The 18,285-nt window shown below is 46.2% G+C and carries 18 protein-coding genes; 10 read left to right on the top strand and 8 right to left on the bottom strand.

Annotation, left to right across the window (positions count from 1 at the left end; genetic code table 11):
- Positions 1–1,443: 1,443 nt before the first annotated feature.
- Positions 1,444–3,420 carry a replication initiator protein RctB domain-containing protein gene (locus QMG91_RS28145; RefSeq protein WP_004403969.1) on the top strand — a complete coding sequence of 659 codons (1,977 nt, stop codon included), beginning with the start codon at positions 1,444–1,446 and terminating at the stop codon, positions 3,418–3,420.
- Between the two features lie 460 nt (positions 3,421–3,880).
- Here the strand turns inward: QMG91_RS28145 and QMG91_RS28140 are convergent, their stop codons facing one another.
- From QMG91_RS28140 to QMG91_RS28130, 3 genes are read right to left on the bottom strand one after another with little or no spacing between them, the layout of a single operon-like run.
- Positions 3,881–4,303, bottom strand: a complete 423-nt coding sequence (locus tag QMG91_RS28140; protein WP_281831356.1) for a transcriptional regulator — start codon at positions 4,301–4,303, stop codon at positions 3,881–3,883.
- A complete protein-coding gene (locus tag QMG91_RS28135; RefSeq protein WP_004403975.1) occupies positions 4,300–5,232 on the bottom strand; it encodes an ATP-binding cassette domain-containing protein in 933 nt (310 codons plus the stop codon). The genes QMG91_RS28140 and QMG91_RS28135 overlap by 4 nt, the downstream gene beginning before the upstream one ends.
- Positions 5,229–6,080 carry an ABC transporter ATP-binding protein gene (locus QMG91_RS28130; RefSeq protein WP_022562216.1) on the bottom strand — a complete coding sequence of 284 codons (852 nt, stop codon included), beginning with the start codon at positions 6,078–6,080 and terminating at the stop codon, positions 5,229–5,231. Before QMG91_RS28130 ends, QMG91_RS28135 begins: the two co-directional genes overlap by 4 nt.
- A 435-nt stretch (positions 6,081–6,515) precedes the next feature.
- Here QMG91_RS28130 and QMG91_RS28125 point away from each other — a divergent pair, with 435 nt between their 5' ends.
- The gene (locus tag QMG91_RS28125; protein WP_004403984.1) at positions 6,516–6,713 is read left to right on the top strand and encodes a PA3496 family putative envelope integrity protein; all 198 of its coding nucleotides are present in this window, start codon (positions 6,516–6,518) and stop codon (positions 6,711–6,713) included.
- Positions 6,714–6,894: 181 nt separating this feature from the next.
- Here QMG91_RS28125 and QMG91_RS28120 read toward each other — a convergent pair whose 3' ends face one another.
- The gene (locus QMG91_RS28120; RefSeq protein ID WP_281831354.1) at positions 6,895–7,149 is read right to left on the bottom strand and encodes a hypothetical protein; all 255 of its coding nucleotides are present in this window, start codon (positions 7,147–7,149) and stop codon (positions 6,895–6,897) included.
- Positions 7,150–7,273: 124 nt separating this feature from the next.
- Between QMG91_RS28120 and QMG91_RS28115 the strand changes: the two genes are divergently transcribed.
- A complete protein-coding gene (locus QMG91_RS28115) occupies positions 7,274–8,971 on the top strand; it encodes an ABC transporter substrate-binding protein (RefSeq protein ID WP_281831353.1) in 1,698 nt (565 codons plus the stop codon).
- A gap of 21 nt (positions 8,972–8,992) precedes the next feature.
- Here the strand turns inward: QMG91_RS28115 and QMG91_RS28110 are convergent, their stop codons facing one another.
- A complete protein-coding gene (locus QMG91_RS28110) occupies positions 8,993–9,541 on the bottom strand; it encodes a hypothetical protein (RefSeq protein ID WP_022596292.1) in 549 nt (182 codons plus the stop codon).
- 157 nt (positions 9,542–9,698) lie between these two features.
- Between QMG91_RS28110 and QMG91_RS28105 the strand changes: the two genes are divergently transcribed.
- The 7 genes from QMG91_RS28105 (at position 9,699) to QMG91_RS28075 (ending at position 16,503) form a co-directional block, all read left to right on the top strand.
- Entirely contained in the window at positions 9,699–10,478 is a 780-nt protein-coding gene (locus QMG91_RS28105; RefSeq protein WP_281831351.1) for a GNAT family N-acetyltransferase, read from the top strand.
- 238 nt (positions 10,479–10,716) lie between these two features.
- Positions 10,717–13,275, top strand: a complete 2,559-nt coding sequence (nirB, locus tag QMG91_RS28100) for a nitrite reductase large subunit NirB (RefSeq protein WP_281831349.1) — start codon at positions 10,717–10,719, stop codon at positions 13,273–13,275.
- A 3-nt stretch (positions 13,276–13,278) separates the two neighbouring features.
- Positions 13,279–13,611: a nitrite reductase small subunit NirD gene (nirD, locus tag QMG91_RS28095; protein ID WP_004403996.1), complete on the top strand. Its 333-nt coding sequence runs from the start codon at positions 13,279–13,281 to the stop codon at positions 13,609–13,611.
- 111 nt (positions 13,612–13,722) lie between these two features.
- Positions 13,723–14,532: a formate/nitrite transporter family protein gene (locus QMG91_RS28090; RefSeq protein WP_281831347.1), complete on the top strand. Its 810-nt coding sequence runs from the start codon at positions 13,723–13,725 to the stop codon at positions 14,530–14,532.
- Between the two features lie 52 nt (positions 14,533–14,584).
- Positions 14,585–15,340 (top strand): uroporphyrinogen-III C-methyltransferase, encoded by a 756-nt coding sequence (cobA, locus tag QMG91_RS28085; RefSeq protein ID WP_281831345.1) that lies wholly within the window; start codon positions 14,585–14,587, stop codon positions 15,338–15,340.
- Between the two features lie 153 nt (positions 15,341–15,493).
- Complete coding sequence (locus QMG91_RS28080) at positions 15,494–16,138, top strand: DUF998 domain-containing protein (protein WP_345739842.1); 645 nt, start codon at positions 15,494–15,496, stop codon at positions 16,136–16,138.
- A gap of 80 nt (positions 16,139–16,218) precedes the next feature.
- Positions 16,219–16,503, top strand: coding sequence for a type II toxin-antitoxin system Phd/YefM family antitoxin (locus QMG91_RS28075; protein ID WP_022599002.1), 285 nt, complete (start codon positions 16,219–16,221; stop codon positions 16,501–16,503).
- 49 nt (positions 16,504–16,552) lie between these two features.
- Here the strand turns inward: QMG91_RS28075 and QMG91_RS28070 are convergent, their stop codons facing one another.
- The 3 genes from QMG91_RS28070 to QMG91_RS28060 form a co-directional block, all read right to left on the bottom strand.
- Positions 16,553–16,831, bottom strand: coding sequence for a type II toxin-antitoxin system RelE/ParE family toxin (locus QMG91_RS28070; protein ID WP_004404011.1), 279 nt, complete (start codon positions 16,829–16,831; stop codon positions 16,553–16,555).
- Positions 16,828–17,112, bottom strand: a complete 285-nt coding sequence (locus QMG91_RS28065) for a type II toxin-antitoxin system RelB/DinJ family antitoxin (RefSeq protein WP_004404015.1) — start codon at positions 17,110–17,112, stop codon at positions 16,828–16,830. The genes QMG91_RS28070 and QMG91_RS28065 overlap by 4 nt, the downstream gene beginning before the upstream one ends.
- A gap of 222 nt (positions 17,113–17,334) precedes the next feature.
- Entirely contained in the window at positions 17,335–18,168 is an 834-nt protein-coding gene (locus QMG91_RS28060; protein WP_281831341.1) for an inositol monophosphatase family protein, read from the bottom strand.
- Between the last annotated feature and the right edge of the window lie 117 nt (positions 18,169–18,285).

Genomic DNA, 18,285 nt, shown 5'->3' with positions numbered 1-18,285 from the left:
TATTAGGCATCCAAACGAATTAACTATTTTGCATTGTACAGCAATATCTAACTTTAACAATAAAAAGGTGAACAGATACTTCTGAGCAACCTAACATTAAATTAAGTTAAATTGACTAATTACCTGTAATTTTGACAAAGTAGTGACTTAAATCTTTCCTGTAAAGTTTCACGATGTCACACAGATTTAAAATGTTACAGCATCACTTATTTACAGTGTAAACGATATATTTATCTGTAACCTTCATCGAAGTGAAAAATCGATAATCTCTTCACCCAAACTCAATCCTATTCCATGAACCTAAAAAAGCGAAAAGCTATCTATCAAAGAATGAGCCTTGGTCTCAATTTAGATTAAACAAAAATCTTCAGATGTTTATGCAAGCAGACCTTAAGCCGCTATCAAATTCGTGAAATCTCACTTGGCAGGGGGGTAGTCAATCAAAAGGTAGGGGCTCTGTAGGATATCATTGCGGAAAAAATACCTCCCTTAAACATGGGATGTACCTTCCTCACGCTCCTATTTACAACGGAACGATTATTCAACACTTCTAAATTACGGTCACTGTCATTCGAATTTACAGCGCTCAGAATTTCAAATTCAGACCGAACTCTTTCAGAGCAATGCTTGATTTACGGAAAGATGATCAAGGTAGAGGCTCTTGATCATCTTTCCAGTCGAATTTGGTCAATTCGGAAGAATGATCATGGGGTTTATGAGTGTAAATTCGATCGCTTTGCCAACCAGTTCACACAGATCCAATTCGGATCAATGATCAAGTTGTATTCTTCTGTCGGAAGCATGAGAATTATCGTCCAGTTTACGGGAAGTGTAGATTGAATAAGGCATCACTGATTGGTCAACAGTCAGAACTGGTCAATTAACTGTAATCCAACTGACATTTATTGCCATCGACATCGCCTTGATCATGCTTCAATAAGCTCTGGCTGTGGAAAACTAAGCATAGACGGGCGGTATGGCTGTCTATCCGATTGTAAATTGGCGTGATGGACGCATGAAAGTATCCGTTCTCTTGATCATTTTTCCGGGTAGTAAATCAATTGATGCAGAAGTAAACAAAGGGAAGTGTGGATAACTTGTGAGGTGTCTTTGATCATGGTTTCGGAGTTGTCTTGATCATGGATTCGATCTGATGATGATCATTGTTTCGAGTATTTTTGATCATGCTTTCAAGAACTTATTGATCATCGTTTCGGGATTTACATGATCATGCTTCTGAAGGCTAAAAAAATAACTTTCTTTTATTCAATGAGTTACAAGCGCCTTTACAGCCAGATCATAAGATCACTTAATCACTTTAGATCAAATAAATCATAAAGATCAGTTTTTTAAGAGCCATAATTTTTCCTTTATTTATGATTTTTTTTTCTTTAACCTTTCGGAAAAATAGCAAAATTACGGTCAAGCGACCATGGATAACAAATGACGTCTGACGAAAAGATCTTAATCAAACATCCAAGAACCCATAAAGATGGACATCTGTTTTTAGTTAACGAACAAATTGTTGACTGGATCGAACAATATCAGCACTTCAAAGGCGTCACTAAGAGTATTGTTGAACTACTGAATCTTATCTCGCTGCGCGGTTTTAGTAGCAAGGATGGATATGTCTCTACCACCGAACTGGTTGAAGCCACTGACGGAAAATTAACCCGTGCAGCAATACAGCAGCGGCTGAGGGCGGCGGTGAACATCGGTCTGTTTAAGCAAACTCCGGTTCGTTTTGAAGAAGGACTGGCTGGAAAAACCATGCTGCATTCCTTTGTCAATCCTAGCCAGCTGATTTCCGTGCTCGGTGCCACCAGCCTGATGACAGAATCCAGCAAGCAAAATGAAAAGCAGAAGCGTTCCAAAGCGCTGGCACAAACTCAGGTTAACCGTCGGTTGCTGAATGAACACGGGTTGAATACTCCGCCGGCAATGAAAGACGAATCGGAACAGTTTGTAGTGTCGCCGACCAACTGGGCAGGCATTATTGATCAGGCGCTTGCGCCGCCCAGAACCCGCAAAAATTACCAGAAATCCATGGTCTCGATCTCGGGTAGCCGGGCGGTGATCGAAACACGATCATCAAAAAATATCATGACAGTGGACGATCTCATGACGCTGTTTGCCCTGTTCACGCTGACCGTTCAGTATCACGAGCATCATCAGGAAGATTACCAGATCAACGCGAAGCAGGTTCCGAACAAAACGCCGCTCTACATCACGGACATTCTTGCGCTTCGGGGCAAGAAAGACAGCGGTCCTGCCCGCGACTCGATCCGCGAAAGTATCGACAGGATCGAATTTACCGATTTCCAGTTGCATGAGCTGACTGGTCGATGGATGAGCGAGAACATGCCAGAAGGCTTCAAGAGCGATCGTTTCCGTTTTCTGGCCAGAACCATTACTGCGTCGGAAGAAGCACCTTCAGAGGACGCTGCGGGCGAAATACGCATAAAACCAAACCTGTACATCCTGGTTTGGGAACCATCCTTCTACGAAGAGCTGCTCACGCGCGATTATTTCTTCCTGTTTCCACCGGAAATTCTTCGTCAGCATACGCTGGTTTTCCAGCTGTATTCTTTCTTCCGAAGCCGTATGTCTCGTCGATTTACGGATACCATGCTGCTCAGCGAGCTGAATCTGAAGCTGGCGCGCAACATCGAATGGCGTCGTTTCTCGATGGACCTGATGCGCGAGCTGAAACGCCTGTCGGAAGGGAAGGGGACCGAAGATATGTTTGTGGTGAACCTGTGGGGCTACCACATCACAGTCACCAATATCGAAGAAAAGTCCAAAGTGGTGGACTACCAGCTCGATATCAAATGCGATGTGGAAGAAGTGCTTCGTTACTCTCGTGCCCGTACCACCAATGCAGGCAAACGCAATATGGCACCGACGCTGCCTAACCCGCTGCGCCACGAAATGGTGTCCAAACAGAAACTGGAAGAGCTGGCAGAGATCATCGACGGAGAGTTTGAACCGATCCAGCGAAAACCTGCCTCTCCGAAAGGTCGATTAGGGCGTCGGGTGAAGCTGAGAAAGCACCTTGTTGAGATCAATGCGGACGAATTGACGATCACTCTATCCAAATATACCTCTCCAGAGGCTCTGGAACGCAGTATAACGGCTCTTTCCGCAATGACCGGACATTCTCCGGGATCTATCCGAGAAGAGTGTCAGGAGCTCGTAGAGAAGCTCGACTGGCTCAGAGTCGGAGAAGACGTGGTGCCATACGAAGTACTCAGCAAGACAATCGAGCTGTTTAACGGGCAACGGGAAGTGAATCACCTCTCTATCGAAAAACTGATCAGAGGGCTCGCGGTGCGCAAAAAAGTGTGTAAGCAAGTTTTCGAAGGGCATATCGACGAACTGGTGATGCGAACGCTCGATGAAGTCGCCACCGGGCAATAGCCTGAGTAGTAAAGGTTTTCAGGAAGTTAGAGCCGCCAATTTTGAAAATTTACTTTTTGATAACTTTGACAGTTCTCTGACATGAACGAACAACATGCCATTTATTCTGCGCCCTGAGATAGCAACAATGTTGTTTATTTCTAATGAATTAATAAATGGCTCAATTGTTCATTCAAACAATGAATTACTTTAGCAGGTTGAAAAACCTGCTATTTTTTTGTCTGTTGTATGAGGTTCTGACCAACTTATCCAAATGCTTCTTCAGCATGTTTGTGGTTTTGCACTAGGTCACTGAAGAGTCGAACAATCGGAAACATGATCAAGGTTGTCGTGATGATCATGCGTCTGAATTCGGAAAGATGATCAAGGTGCGGAAGCATGATCGTAGATTGAGTCGAGAAGAATTTAGAAGGGCAGCCGGCTTGTGCTTAGATTACAAGCCGTTAGGGAGGTTCATGCCTTACTGCTGTTGAGACATGAACTCTACATGACACTGAATCTGTTTTTGTGACTCTTCCGTCCAGCCAAGCTGGTTACACTGTTCAAGCATCACCACAATCAGGTGGTCGAGTCGTTTCAGACACCAGTGTTTCAAATCAATTTCTGCTTCTGGATTGCATGAGACTGCCTGGAGTCTGGCATAGGCAAAGTTCAGATATTCATAGCCTTTCTGGGGAAGTTCCTGCCTTTTGTAGTATTGAAAGACCCTCAAACATCCGTCTAGCCAGCAAGCTATCGCCTTACTTTGCTCATCGGTGATTAAAGGACCCCAAACGGCTTCTGGCGGCTGATGAAGAAGTGGAATCAGCGATTCCACTTGATCATGCTTCCCGGACTGGTACCAATCTGACACTTTTTCCTGCCAGGCTTCCAGCGTTATCATGCAGCGTTAGTCCACTGCCTAACAAAGTGGTTATCGCCCACCTGATCGTACATTGGCTGCAAAATACCGCTGGTTGCGCGGATCTTATCGGCATCCTGAGAGTAATTTGGTTCGGAGTGAACAAGGTTGCCAAACGGAAGATCCGGATCTGGCACTGCTGAAATCAGCAGTTTGGTGTACGGATGCTGAGGATTCGTCAGGATCGAATGCGTGTCACCCCATTCTACGATCTGACCTTTGTACATCACTGCGGTTTCTTCAGCGATGTAGTGTGCCGTCGCCAGATCGTGAGTAATGTATAGGAAGCCAATGCCAAGCTCTTCTTTCATACGCTGCATCAGGTTCAGTACGCCAAGGCGAATCGAAACGTCCAGCATCGATGTAGGTTCATCTGCCAGAATCATTTCAGCACCTACCGCCAGTGCACGTGCAAGGTTAACACGCTGTCTCTGACCGCCACTTAATTCGTGCGGGAATTTTTTCAGGGTTTCTGCCGGTAGCTCAACCAGATCCAACAGCTCCTGCAATCTCGCTGGAATCTTAGATTTATCTGCAATTTGCTTGTGAATCTTAATTGGGCGCGTCAGGTGGTGCTCAATGGTGTGTGTTGGGTTAAGTGAACCAAACGGGTCTTGGAAAACCATCTGCACTTTACTGCGGTAATCAAGCACATCTTTGCGGCTCTGGATGTCGTTGATGTTTCTGCCACGGTAGAGAATTTCTCCCTCAGTTGCAGGGTAAACCTTAGTGATCAGACGCGCACAGGTACTTTTACCACAACCAGATTCGCCAACGAGTGCCAGAGTTTTCCCTTTATGCAGGTTGAAGCTCACACCCTGAAGTGCCTTGAACGTCTCAACTTTCGCAAAGCCGCCGCCAATGTTGAACTCCTTAGTAACGTTGTTCAACGTAATGATTGGTTCGCTCATACTGGCTCTCCTTGCTCTTTCTTATGACGTGCTTCGTGAATGTTCGGGAATGAAGCCCAAAGCTTCTGAGTATATGGATGTTGTGGGTTATTGCGGATTTCAGTCGAGGTGTTGACTTCAACCAGTTCACCGTGGCGCATAACCGCAATACGGTCACAAAGCTGACTCATCAGAGCAAGGTCGTGGGTGATGAACAGAACCGAGAAACCAAACTCTTCACGAAGCTGATAAATCTGCTGCAGAATTTCGCGTTGAACCACAACGTCAAGCGCAGTGGTCGGCTCGTCCATGATGATCATGTCCGGGTTTAGTGATAGGGCAATCGCAATAACCAGACGCTGACGCATACCACCACTGAACTGATGAGGATACTCGCTCAGGCGGTGACGAGGAATGTTCACCAGATCAAGCAGCTTTTCAGCGCGCTCTTTGGCCTCTGCATCTGTGCAGCCTTTATGGTGGCGCAACACATCAGAAAACTGTTCTTCGATGGTCAAAACAGGGTTCAGAGAGTTCATCGCACTTTGGAATACCATGGCGATTTCGCTCCAGCGAAGTACTCTCAAATCTTCATCAGACAAGCGCAGAATGTCGCGTTCTTTAAACCAGATTTGACCTCCGGAAATGAACGCTGGCGCTTTATGCAGACGGTTGATTGCGAATGCAATGGTGCTTTTACCACAACCTGATTCGCCTGCCAGACCGAATATCTCACCTTTACCAATATCGAAACTGACGGATTTCACCGCGTTAAAGTCACCGTTATCGGTAATGTAGTCGACACAAAGGTCGCGTATCTGAAGAATTGGCTCAGGGTGAAACGCCTGAGGATGTTTTGACTCACTCATAACAGCTTTTCCAGAATAGAAATGATATGAATTATCATTACCCATAATTTTTCATTAAAAAATAAGTTGGTCGGAAAAGGGTGATGAATGTCATGAATATACGGGGGTGAATTTGAGGAAAATGCGACTCAGTTCAAGTTGTGGATTGAGTCAGTTATCAAAAGGCTTTATCGATAAATTCGTCAGAAGAATGCTTACGATATACGGAATAATTTGAGTAGAAATGTAGGAAAAATCTAATCACTTTTCCTAGAGAGTAATCTTCTAAATCTAATCACCTACAACCAATTTATCAAAGTAATAATTGTAAACGCAGTGATATATTTTAGGAAATTCTGAGCTGGTCACATTCCGTATCGAATTATCTTAACAAGCTCAAATGGCTTTGCTACAGATTAGGTGTCCCCGGATTTATGAGGTTTTTTGGAGGCAATTATGTCCATTAATTCTATCGATCATTCTGAGATGTCAAAGATGGCGGAGAAATGGGACTTTAAGGATGAAGTCACAGAAGCGAAATCGGCTAACAAGCGTAAATCAGCGGAAGCACGTCGTCGGATTGAAATGCTTCGCGAAATCAAAGAGAGTGGGCTGACACTGGAAGAAGCTGAAGAGCTGGGTTTACTTCACTAGTATCAGTACGCACCCGCAAGTTAGGGCAGGGGAATTCCTCTGCCTTTGTTTATTTGGGTCTGATCTTGGGTTTTATGGGGTCTTGTTCTGTATGTTTTGGCAAGTTAATTCTTCACAGCAATAAATAAGTAGATCTCCCTACCTAACCGATTGAAAATTTACACTGTAAACTCAATCACGCTTACTTCTGCGTTTCCCTTGTTTCAGCCAGTTTTCTCAGAATTTGGATGCGTCGCTCAGCGATCACTTTTGGCGGTTCATCGAGTCCAACAGTTCGTCCATCAGATTCAAAACCTATATCTTTCAGCATATGAGGGTTTTGCCAAGGGATACTGAAGTACTCTTTTCTTACTTGTCTCTTCCAGGTTTTTTCTTCTCTTTTTAGCTCTGCTTTCACTAGCCAAAACGCCAAGCGAATGTAAATAGACTGACTCATACACACCTTCCTTCTTACCTATACTGGCTTGCTTTTTTTGTACTTTTTCTCTCTAACTGATTCATTTATTATCGAGATTAAAAGATGAAGAAAAATGGAAATAAATTAAAAGGATTTCACCTTTATGCGTTATTGGAGAGCATTAGCGTACTTTCGCGATACGTTAGTCCGAGAAGAGTGGACAAGCCTGTCTTTAGATGACATCACTCAAGCGTTGGTCTGTACCCGACGCAATGCGCAGTTAGTGATCAAGCGGTTGGTCGAAGAGGAGGCCATCGGTTGGCAGCCGGGAGTAGGGCGGGGTCACTTACCTAAAGCCATATTGCTGAAATCGGTCACTGCGAGAGTAGAACGCTACGCCAAAAGATTGATGAAGGAAGGTAAGACTGAAGAAGCCATCAGCCTGATACCGGCGAAAGAGCGCGATCAATTTATCGCGGCATTTGTTTCGCAATACCAAACCGGGACTGGTGATGATCATATTCTTCAAGTGCCGTTTTATCGCGGGACTCATGACCTGGATTCGATTGGCGTGTCGCGACGCTCAGAAGTCCATATAGCCAATCATCTTTATGCCTATCTGGTGACTTGGGATGGTGATACTCAGCAGTTCAGGGGGGACTTGGCTCACTTCTGGGAGTACACCGAACAGGGCGTACTGTTCTACCTCAGAAAAGGGTTACGGTTTCACGATGGCAGCCCGCTGCTGGCAGAAGACATAAAGCAGCACTATATACGCCTGATGAATTCGCCCCACCAGACCAAAGCGCTCTACCAGTTTATCGACCGCATCGTGGTGCACGATGATCTGCGTATTGAATTCATCAGCGAATCTCTGCCCAATTTGATACCCAAACTGGTCTCTTCCAGTGCGATGGGCATCGCCAAATCGGTTAATGACCAAATTGTCGGGTCTGGTCCGTTTATGTTGGTGGAGCAAACAGAGTGGCGCACACTTTTGAAAACCTCTCCTCATTATCACGGCTTTCGTCCCTGGATTGATGGCGTTGAGATATGGAATGTGGGCGACAAAGCGAAGGATTTTGAACTCAACAGCGACATGGTTCATGGCGTTCACCTTCAACATCGCTCTAAAGCCGGATTTGAAGAGAAAACGCAGTGGGAACCGGGATGTATTTACGCTCAGCTCAATCCTAATCGCCACGCTTGGATGAAAAAGCGAGCCAATCGGAAATGGCTTCAGCAGGTAATCCAGACTCTGCCACTGCCAGAAGTGACCTGGGGCGAAGAAGTGGCGTATGCCGAGGGAATGACCACTACACCTATCTTTGAAAAAGCCGCACCGAAAGGTGAAATCCCTTCACCCGCTAACCTACCCAAAGCCCCCATACGTGTAGTGTCCTATCAACTTAATGTTCACATTGCCGCGGCGGAACAAGTCCATCAGCGATTAACTGATCTGGGCATCGACTGCGAAATTACCATCTATGAGTATCCGGAATTTGACTCGGCAGCCACGTTGTCGGAAGCAGATATCATCGTAAGTGGGGAAGTGTTTGATGAAGATACCGAGCTTTCGTGGATGTTCTGGCTGCTTTGTACCTGCTCCAGCAAGGTGTGTTTTGCCACTGCTAATTCTGAGTGGCTGAAACAGAAAGTGGTTACGGCCTTGCAATTGCCCACCAGTGCGCAGCGTTTAAGGCAGCTTGAGAATATAGAAACAACACTGATTAACAAAGGGCTGTATCAGCCGATTTTGCATATCAGGCAGGACACCAATGTATCCGAGAAGCTTACCACCACATCACTTCTTCCTAATGGCTGGATCGATTTTACTCAAGTAGTGATCAAATCGAGCTGAATTTACAATGTAAACTCAGCTTTAAAGCTGAGGGTACCAATCCGGTGCTTGATTTAACGGTTCCTGAGAAACTTTGCTTGCCACTCCACGGGTAATGGTTACGACGTTCTGGTGTTCGCACTTGCTGGTGACGCAGTTTGGTGTTTCATACATCACAAAGCTCAGTTTGCCATTATCCAGCAACTTGAAATCAAACACTTTGGTCTCGTTGGTGGTGACAGCTTTTAGCCGAGGCTCGTTGTGCCACTGTGTCGCCAAGAGCGTATTTGAACCGAAAAAAGTCAGCCCGTGCTCGGGGGTATGTGTCGCCTTGGGATCCTGACTGGTGATTTTCCACCAGCTAAATATGGTGAAGAAGTAAGGGCTTTCACTTGTGGGATGAATGGTAAAGCGGCTTTTTCCATTCAGAATCTTCGCTTGGGTCGGTACTCGAGCCCCTTTTTCGGTCAGGACCTGCGTTTCCATCTCCCAGGTTCCGACAAGAGTGCTCAAAGATGGCTGAGTTGCAGCACTGGCAGAGAAACAGAACCCGATCAGTACAGACAGTAATAAAGTATTTAGAGCTTTCACGTTATGCTCCTTTTCAACGGTGAAATGTGCGGCGGCTATACTCCATGTTTGATGCTAATTGACTCAATGGTCAACATTCGGATGTTAAAGTTTCGCCAATACTTCCATTTTTATAATGAGCTCCAGACTAATAGGTCAACAGACCCTAGGAAACAGCATGAATAAGCAAGCAGTAAGAGCGCAGTACAATCAGTTTGAGCGAATTGATATCAACTTAACGGGCTACCAAAAATTCGATACAGGGAAGGTTGTTCGACTGGTCTCAGAACAATCTGGCGGCAGCCTGATTGCCTACTTCGATTTAGACGAAAGGAGTGCCGATCCAGCGATTGAAGAGGAAATGGAATATTTCCGAAAGCTGAACCGAAGCTTCGAATGGAAAGTTTATGATTATGACTCCCCAAGTGACATTACCAAACGACTGGTGGAGAAAGGGTTTGTTGCCGACGATCCTGAGTCCTTTATGGTGTTAGATCTAACGACCATCGAAGCACATCTTCCAGTTCCTGAACAAGTGATAGAAGTGACTGATGAGAAGGGTATTCGAGACGCCATTTGGGTTCAGGAACAGGTATGGAAAGAAGACCTTAGCGAGCATTTTGACTATCTGAACAACTTTAAGCAGACGCAGCCCGATCAGATTTCAATCTATGTAGTATACAGCGGTGAGCAGCCCGTCAGTTCCGGTTGGATTACCTACAATGGAGACAGTCCGTTTGCAGGAATTTGGGGTGGCAGCACACTCGAAACCCACCGTGGGAAAGGATGTTACACCGCGCTGTTGCACCAGAGAATTAATGAAGCCAGATCGAAAGGTATTCGCTATCTGACCATCGATGCGTCTGACATGAGTAGACCCATCGCGCAGAAACACGGATTTGAGCTGGTGGCGATAACGACGCCTTATACTTACACGCCTAATAATGAAAATGAGTGAATGGTAGGTAATTGGGTATAAGTGAAATTGTGTTCTTTTATTACCGATTTTTATTACACATATACTCATTCCATACTATTTACGTCAGAAACATGCATTTAACCTTTATAAAGCTTGTTAAGCACCACCATCTACCCCTTTAGGGTAGTTTTATTTTGTAATTGATTTACATCATGTGTTCACATCCATTAACAATCAACAATGCGCTCAGTTAACAAAATAATTATCAGGAAGTCTTATGAGCAAGTTGAAGCTGGTTGTGATCGGCAACGGGATGGTGGGTCATCGCTACATCGAAGACCTGGTAGAGAAAACCGATGTCGCGGAAATGGACATCACGGTTTTCTGTGAAGAGCCGAGGGTCGCTTACGATCGTGTTCACCTCTCTTCGTATTTCTCTCATCACACGGCGGACGAACTTTCTCTGGTCAAAGAAGGCTTCTATGAAAAGCCCGGCATTAACATCTTGCTGGGCGAACGTGCCATCAACGTCAATCGAGAAAATCGCATTGTGTATTCAAGCTCTGGTCGCGAGATCGCTTACGACAAGCTGATCATCGCCACCGGATCTTACCCATTTGTTCCTCCCATCAAAGGTCACGAAAGCAGAGACTGCTTTGTATACCGAACCATTGAAGATCTGAAAGCTATTGAGGCGTGTGCCAAAAACAGCAAAAGCGGTGTTGTTATCGGTGGCGGATTGCTTGGTCTGGAGGCAGCTGGCGCACTTAAGGCTTTGGGCGTAGAAACTCACGTGGTGGAGTTTGCGCCCGTTCTGATGGCAGAACAGCTTGATCAGCAAGGTGGCTTACAGCTGAAAAACAAAATTGAGCGCATGGGCGTTCAAGTCCACACCAGCAAAAACACCTTAGAAATCGCGCCAGAGGGCAGCAGTGCGCGCAATGTGATGCGTTTTGCTGATGGCACAGAGTTGGAAACCGACTTCATTGTGTTCTCGGCAGGCATTCGTCCGCAAGACAAGCTGGCTAAGCAGATGGGGTTGGAAATCGCGCCTCGCGGCGGTATCGCCATAAACGACCATTGCCAGACGTCGGATGAAAGTATTTACGCCATTGGCGAGTGCGCTTCGTGGAATCAAACCTTCTATGGTCTGGTCGCTCCGGGTTACAAAATGGCGACGGTGGCAGTGGATCACCTGGTTGGCAATGAGAGCCTATTTGAAGGCGCTGACATGAGTGCCAAGCTGAAACTGCTGGGCGTGAAAGTTGGTTCCATTGGCGATGCGAATGGGCGCACACCGGGCTGCAAAAGCTACGTTTACCAGAATGAAGAAGAGGAAGTCTACAAGCGCATCATCGTATCGGAAGACGGCAAAACGCTGCTGGGTGCGGTGCTGGTGGGGGATACCTCAGATTACGATGACCTTCTTCAGCTCAAGCTCAATGAAATTGACTTACCTGAACACCCAGACACTTTAATTCTTCCGGCGCATGCAGGCGCTGAAAAACCGTCTCTGGGAGCTGATGCTCTGCCTGAAAGCGCAGTGATCTGTTCGTGTTTTGATGTGACCAAAGGCAAGATCGCCACAGCAGTTGCAGAAGGGCACCACACGCTGGCAGACATTAAAGCGGTAACAGGCGCGGGCACTGGGTGTGGCGGCTGTATTCCGCTTGTCACTTCTGTTCTGAATGCAGAGCTGGCGAAGTCCGGCATCGAAGTGAAAAACTATCTGTGTGAGCACTTTGCTTATTCTCGTCAGGAACTGTTCCATCTGATTCGCATTGAAGAGATTACATCCTTTGATGAATTGCTTGCCAAACACGGCAAAGGCTACGGTTGTGAAGTGTGTAAGCCTGCTATCGGCTCTATTCTGGCGTCTTGCTGGGGGGAACACATCCTCAAACCGCAACTGGTCAAACTGCACGACACCAATGACAACTTCCTGGGCAACATTCAGAAAGACGGCACCTATTCGGTGATCCCACGAATGGCGGGAGGAGAAGTCACTCCTCAGGCGCTGGCGGCACTGGCAAGAGTGGGGGAAGAATACAACCTCTACACCAAAGTGACTGGCGCCCAGCGTATCGGTTTGTTTGGTGCTCAGAAAGACGATTTACCAGAGATCTGGCGCAAGCTGATTGAGGCTGGCTTTGAAACAGGTCAAGCCTACGCTAAAGCCCTTCGCATGGCGAAAACCTGTGTTGGTTCAACATGGTGTCGCTACGGGGTTCAGGATTCCGTTGGCTTAGGCTCTCGCATCGAGAATCGCTACAAAGGCATTCGCACCCCACACAAAATGAAATTTGGTGTGTCTGGCTGTACCCGTGAGTGTGCTGAAGCGCAAGGTAAAGATCTGGGCATTATCGCCACAGACGCAGGCTGGAACATGTACGTATGCGGTAACGGTGGTATGAAGCCTCGCCATGCCGACCTTCTGGCGATGGATTTAGACGAAGAAACCCTGATTCGCTACATCGACCGTTTCATGATGTTCTACATTCGCACTTCCGCTCCACTTCAACGCACTTCTGTGTGGCTGGAAAACATGGAAGGTGGTGTGGATTACTTAAGAGAAGTGATTGTCGACGACAAACTGGGTATCAACGAACAGCTTGAAAAAGACATTACCAAGCTGGTGGCGGAATACCGCTGTGAGTGGACAGACACCATCAACGATGATCAGCAGCTTAAACGCTTCTCACACTTCATTAACTCGGATTTGCGTGACGATAACGTAGTGTTTGTGCCTGAAAGGGATCAGCACCGCCCTGCTACGTTCACAGAAAAACATCCGGAAGCCAAAGGCGACATTCTTCACGTGGAATTGGAGGGCTAATCCATGACAACAGCATTCGAAACTATCTGCGATATCAATGACATTGTTCCGGGTACAGGCGTATGTGCTTTGGTACAGGGGCAGCAAGTGGCGATATTCCGCCCTAGCGAAGAAGAGAGTGTACTGGCGATCAGCAATACCGATCCTTTTGCTCATTCCAACGTGCTTTCCCGAGGGCTTATAGCCGAACATCAGGGGGAATTATGGGTGGCAAGCCCGTTGAAAAAGCAGCGCTTCAACCTGAAAACCGGTGCCTGCATGGAAGATGAACGCTTTAGCGTGAAAGCGTATCCGGCGCGTGTGAACAGCGGGATTGTTGAAGTGGCAACCAGTTAAATCACGCCCTTCAAGATTGCATAGCAAGAAGGCTTCTTAGGCGAGCCAAAAAACAAGCTCTGGGAGCCTTCGTCTATTCAATTTTTAATTTCTTAAGGAATAAGGACGAGTATGTCTTACGTGAAACCTGCTGACTTTGTTCAAACCATGATCGACGCTGGCGAAAGCAAAGTGTTTATGTCGACTCGGGACACCCTGATTCGCGGCATTATGGCTGGTGCCATCTTGGCGATAGCGGTTGCGGTCGCCATTACCACAGCCGTGCAAACGGGTATGCCTATTGTGGGCGCGTTAGTGTTCCCGGTTGGCTTCTGTATTCTGAACCTGATGGGGTTTGATTTGCTGACGGGCGTGTTTGCGTTGGCACCACTTTCCCTGTTTGAAAAGCGCCCAGGAGTCACCAAAGCGGGCATTCTGCGTAACTGGCTGCTGGTGGGGCTAGGTAACTTAATTGGCGCGCTTTCGGTGGCGTTTCTGGTGGCACTGACTTTCACCATGAACTTCAGCATGGATCCGGGTACAGTTGGTCAAGCTTTCATTAAAGCGTCTACTGCGCGCTCTGTCGGGTTTGCTGAGCATGGCTTAGACGGCTGGATTACCGTATTTGTTAAAGGCATTTTGTGTAACTGGATGGTATCACTTGGTGTCGTGGGTGCCATGGTGTCGAAATCGGTCAGCGGCAAAGTGCTGGCGATGTGGTTCCCTATCTTTATCTTCTTCGGCTTAGTGTTCGAGCACGCCGTGGTCAACATGTACCTGTTCCCACTGGGTATGATGCTAGGCGCAGACTTCACCATTGCAGACTGGCTTATCTGGAACCAGATTCCAGTCACGTTGGGTAACCTGGTGGGTGGATTGCTGATTACAGGTATGAGCCTGTATATCACTCACGCCAAAACCCAGCCAGCGCGCAACGCTTAATCTTCTTTTTCGCCCCGACCATCGGGGCGATCGTCTATGTGTGGAGTCTTCTATGTCGTGTCTCTCTAATTCTTCATCAAATACCGGCTTTGTTTCGCTAGTCGGAGCGGGCCCCGGTGATCCTGATTTGCTTACCGTTAAAGGCTATCGCGTGATTCAGCAAGCCGAAGTGGTGGTGTATGACCGATTGGTGTCGGCAGATATTCTGGCGCTGGCAAGTGACAATGCTGAGAAGATTTACGTGGGTAAAAAGCTCGATTACCACTGCGTGCCTCAGGAGCAAATTAACCAGATTCTGGTAGAGAAAGCGCTGGAGGGAAAACGCGTAGTAAGACTTAAAGGGGGAGACTCTTTTATCTTTGGTCGAGGCGGCGAGGAGCTTGAAACGCTGGCAGAAAACCAGATTAGGTTCGAAGTGGTGCCCGGAATTACCGCCGCAGCGGGTGCGACCTCTTATGCAGGTATTCCTCTTACGCATCGAGATTACGCCCAAAGCGTGCAGTTCATCACCGGGCATTTGCAAAAGAATGGGCAACCTATCAACTGGGCGTCTTTGACCCAACCAAATAACACGCTGGTGTTCTACATGGGGCTGAAACAAAGCGGCAATATCATGGACAACCTGATCACCCACGGCTTATCGGCAGACACTTCTTGCGCCATTATTCAGAAAGGCACCACAGCAGATCAGAAAGTATGGCAGTGCGACCTAAAAGACCTGTCCAACACTGCAAAGTTAGCCCAAAGCCCCGCCTTAATTGTGGTCGGGGAAGTCACACGTTTGCATCAGAAGCTGAAATGGCGATGATGACTAGGCTGTAAAATACGAACGCCGCTTTCGAAAGAAGCGGCGTTTTTTAATGGTAAGATTCGATGATATTTAGTCAGATTTTAACCATTAAATTTAATAAGGGCATGTAATATATATTTACTGTTAAACAAATGAACAAGGAAGGGCACTTTGAACAGTAGATATTTGCTTTTGGCTTTACCTGTATTTAGTTTCATTTGGTTTACCAGTACGGTTTTTATCGCTGGTTACTTTTATCCTGATTACAGCCATATTTCTCAGTTTATAAGTGAGTTAGGTGCAACAGGAGCGCCTCATGGGGCTTATGTAAACTATTTGGGTTTTATCCCAACTGAATTGTTCATACTTGGTTTTGTATTTGTTAGCTACTCCGTAATACCCCGTACAAAGTTAAACACTATCGGACTTATATTCATTGCAATCTACGGTATTACCCTTGGCATAGCCGCGTTTTTTCCATGCGACTTTGAGTGTCGACCCGATACACCATCAATATCTCATAACATTCATATGGCTTCTGCGTTTCCCGGTTATCTATGCGGGGTTATGGCAATATTTTGTCTATCTTCAGGTTCTACGTCGTGGTCAAATTCGAAGGTATTTAAGTTTACGGGTTATACCGCAGCGATAGTGGCTCTGATAGCATTTTTAAGCTTAGATCCGAGCTCAAAAACAGTGGGACTAAACCAACGTATCTTAGAGCTTACAATATATTCATGGCTTATTTTTCTTGGATACAGTTTAAGTAATTACTTGCATAACACATGTGAGCCTTCCTCGCGTCACAATAGATAACAGCTCTTGATTGGCATCGAGCTAACTATACTCAAAGTGACAGAATAGTATCACTTTAGTATTCGTCTGGAGCAGCTCTTATGAAAGTAGAATTAGTCACATCACTAAAACGTCAAGCAACTAAGATCCTTGCCGAGCTCCACGACACTAAACAACCCGTCTTAATTATCGAACACGGTAAACCATTGGCATATTTGGTTGATGTTGAAGATTACGAGTTTATGCAAAACCGTTTGGCAATTATTGAGGGGATTGCACGAGGCGAGCGAGAGTTAGTTGATGACAAAGTGGTTAGTCATGAAGAAGCTAAGGACAAAATATCAAAATGGGTGCAAAAATCAGCTCGAAAGGTCAACAGACCCTAGTAAGTTTGGGGGGAATTCATGTCATTTACTAGCGCCTCAGAGGGAGCAATCAATCTGTAGGGAATTTTTGTTTTTGGTGGAGCACACGCAGAATGCGGATAACTTCGCCTTCAACCCAGTACGGTACGATTATTGATACCTCAGGAATAATGAGTAAACGTCCACGGATTCCGTTTCTTTGCACGCCCATAAGAGGTTGCTCAAGCAAGTTTTCTACTTTTGCTTCAATGAGGCTGTCGGTTTTCTCTGCTGCATCAGGATTGAAGTCATAGAGAAACTCAAAGATCTTTTCACGATCATTAAGTGACTCTTCTTCCCATAAAATCATTGCTTACCTCGGTTGCGGATTCTGGCTTTGCGCTCTTCCATTCGAGATTTAGCCGATTCATGTTCAACGAAAACCGACTTTCCTGAGTCAAGCTTCTCAAATGCTAGGTTTACTTGTTCAGTTAGCCATGCATCGTGAGACAGTGTTTTTCTTTGTTGTTCAGCGAGTTGTTCAGTAAGTTCTCGGCAAGCATCACTCAATGTACGACCCTGACTTTCAGCCATTTGCTGAGCTAAGCGTTTTGTTTCCTCATCAACACGAAACTGAATTCTAGTGTCCATGATGTATTCCTTTGTTAGTGTGTGTACAAATGTTAGCACTAGCCTTTGACGTGAACAACCAACAAGTCATTTAAACGGATGTAGCTACATGGATTTCTCCGGCTGTCAAATATCTACAGAACTTCAAGTTATGGGCTGTTGTGACAGTTAGCTGCCTCAGCAGCCAACCTATATCAAACTACAAAGTCACCTACTTAATATCGTAGTTTCCCCCAGCCAACCCTACCCAAGAAAGTGCTGCTGCAGTTTCTGCCAATTTTCCTTGTTTGGTGCGAGAAGCAGGATTCCTTTGTTATCAGATCCGGGTTTGTAGGCTTTACCAGTTTCTAGGATTGCAGCGTAGCCACCCGATTCTCTGAAGACGAGCTCTCCTGCGGCGTTGTCCCAAGGCTTTGGTGAGCCGGATATTCCAAAGTGAACTCCACCTTCGGAGAGTGTTCTGTATTCGTGGCAGGAGCAACGCAGGGTGTTGATTCGCTCAAACTGAGACAAATCTTTAAACATGAAGTCGTATTCACTGGGCAGGAATGAAAATGCGGGTACAAACCCTTCCATTTCGGTAAAACTGTCCGTTGGTTTTGCGGAATAAACGGATGAGACTTCTCCGTCTGATGCGATGTGATACGCCCCTTTCCCTTTTACGGCGTAAGTGCAGTTGTCCATCACTGGGTCATAGAGAATACCACAGACGGTTTCTCCACCTTCTACTACGGCAATAATAATCCCAAATACCGGAACCCCTTTTACGAAGTTCCACGTGCCGTCGATAGGATCAATGATTACACACTGACTGGCAGTGTTTATCTTGTTTAGCAAGCTGGGATCATTCTCTACCGCTTCTTCTCCTATGATTTCTGCTTCTGGCAAGATCTCTGCGATCTTCATGGATAGGAGTTTTTCGGAATTCTTATCTGCGGTGGTGACCAGATCTGAGGCGGAACTTTTACTCTCTACAGACAGCTGGCTTGTTTTGCGAAAATAGGGCATGACTTCCTTTTTCGCGGCTTCTCGGGCGGCTCCGACTAATGCCTTTGCCGTATCGAGGGTAATATTCATAAATGTCCTTATTTATTTTTCCAATCAACTATTGGTTTTAACCTGATCGTGTTCGTTTGGGCTTGAAGGTTTGGGTGAGGTGGATGACTTATTGTATCTCGGAAAGGCTACGCGGAA

The organism is Vibrio nigripulchritudo, assembly GCF_027924785.1.
GTDB classification, from domain to species: domain Bacteria; phylum Pseudomonadota; class Gammaproteobacteria; order Enterobacterales; family Vibrionaceae; genus Vibrio; species Vibrio nigripulchritudo.
Note: the sequence above shows the minus strand (reverse complement) of the source record. Positions and strands in the feature narration are given on the sequence as shown.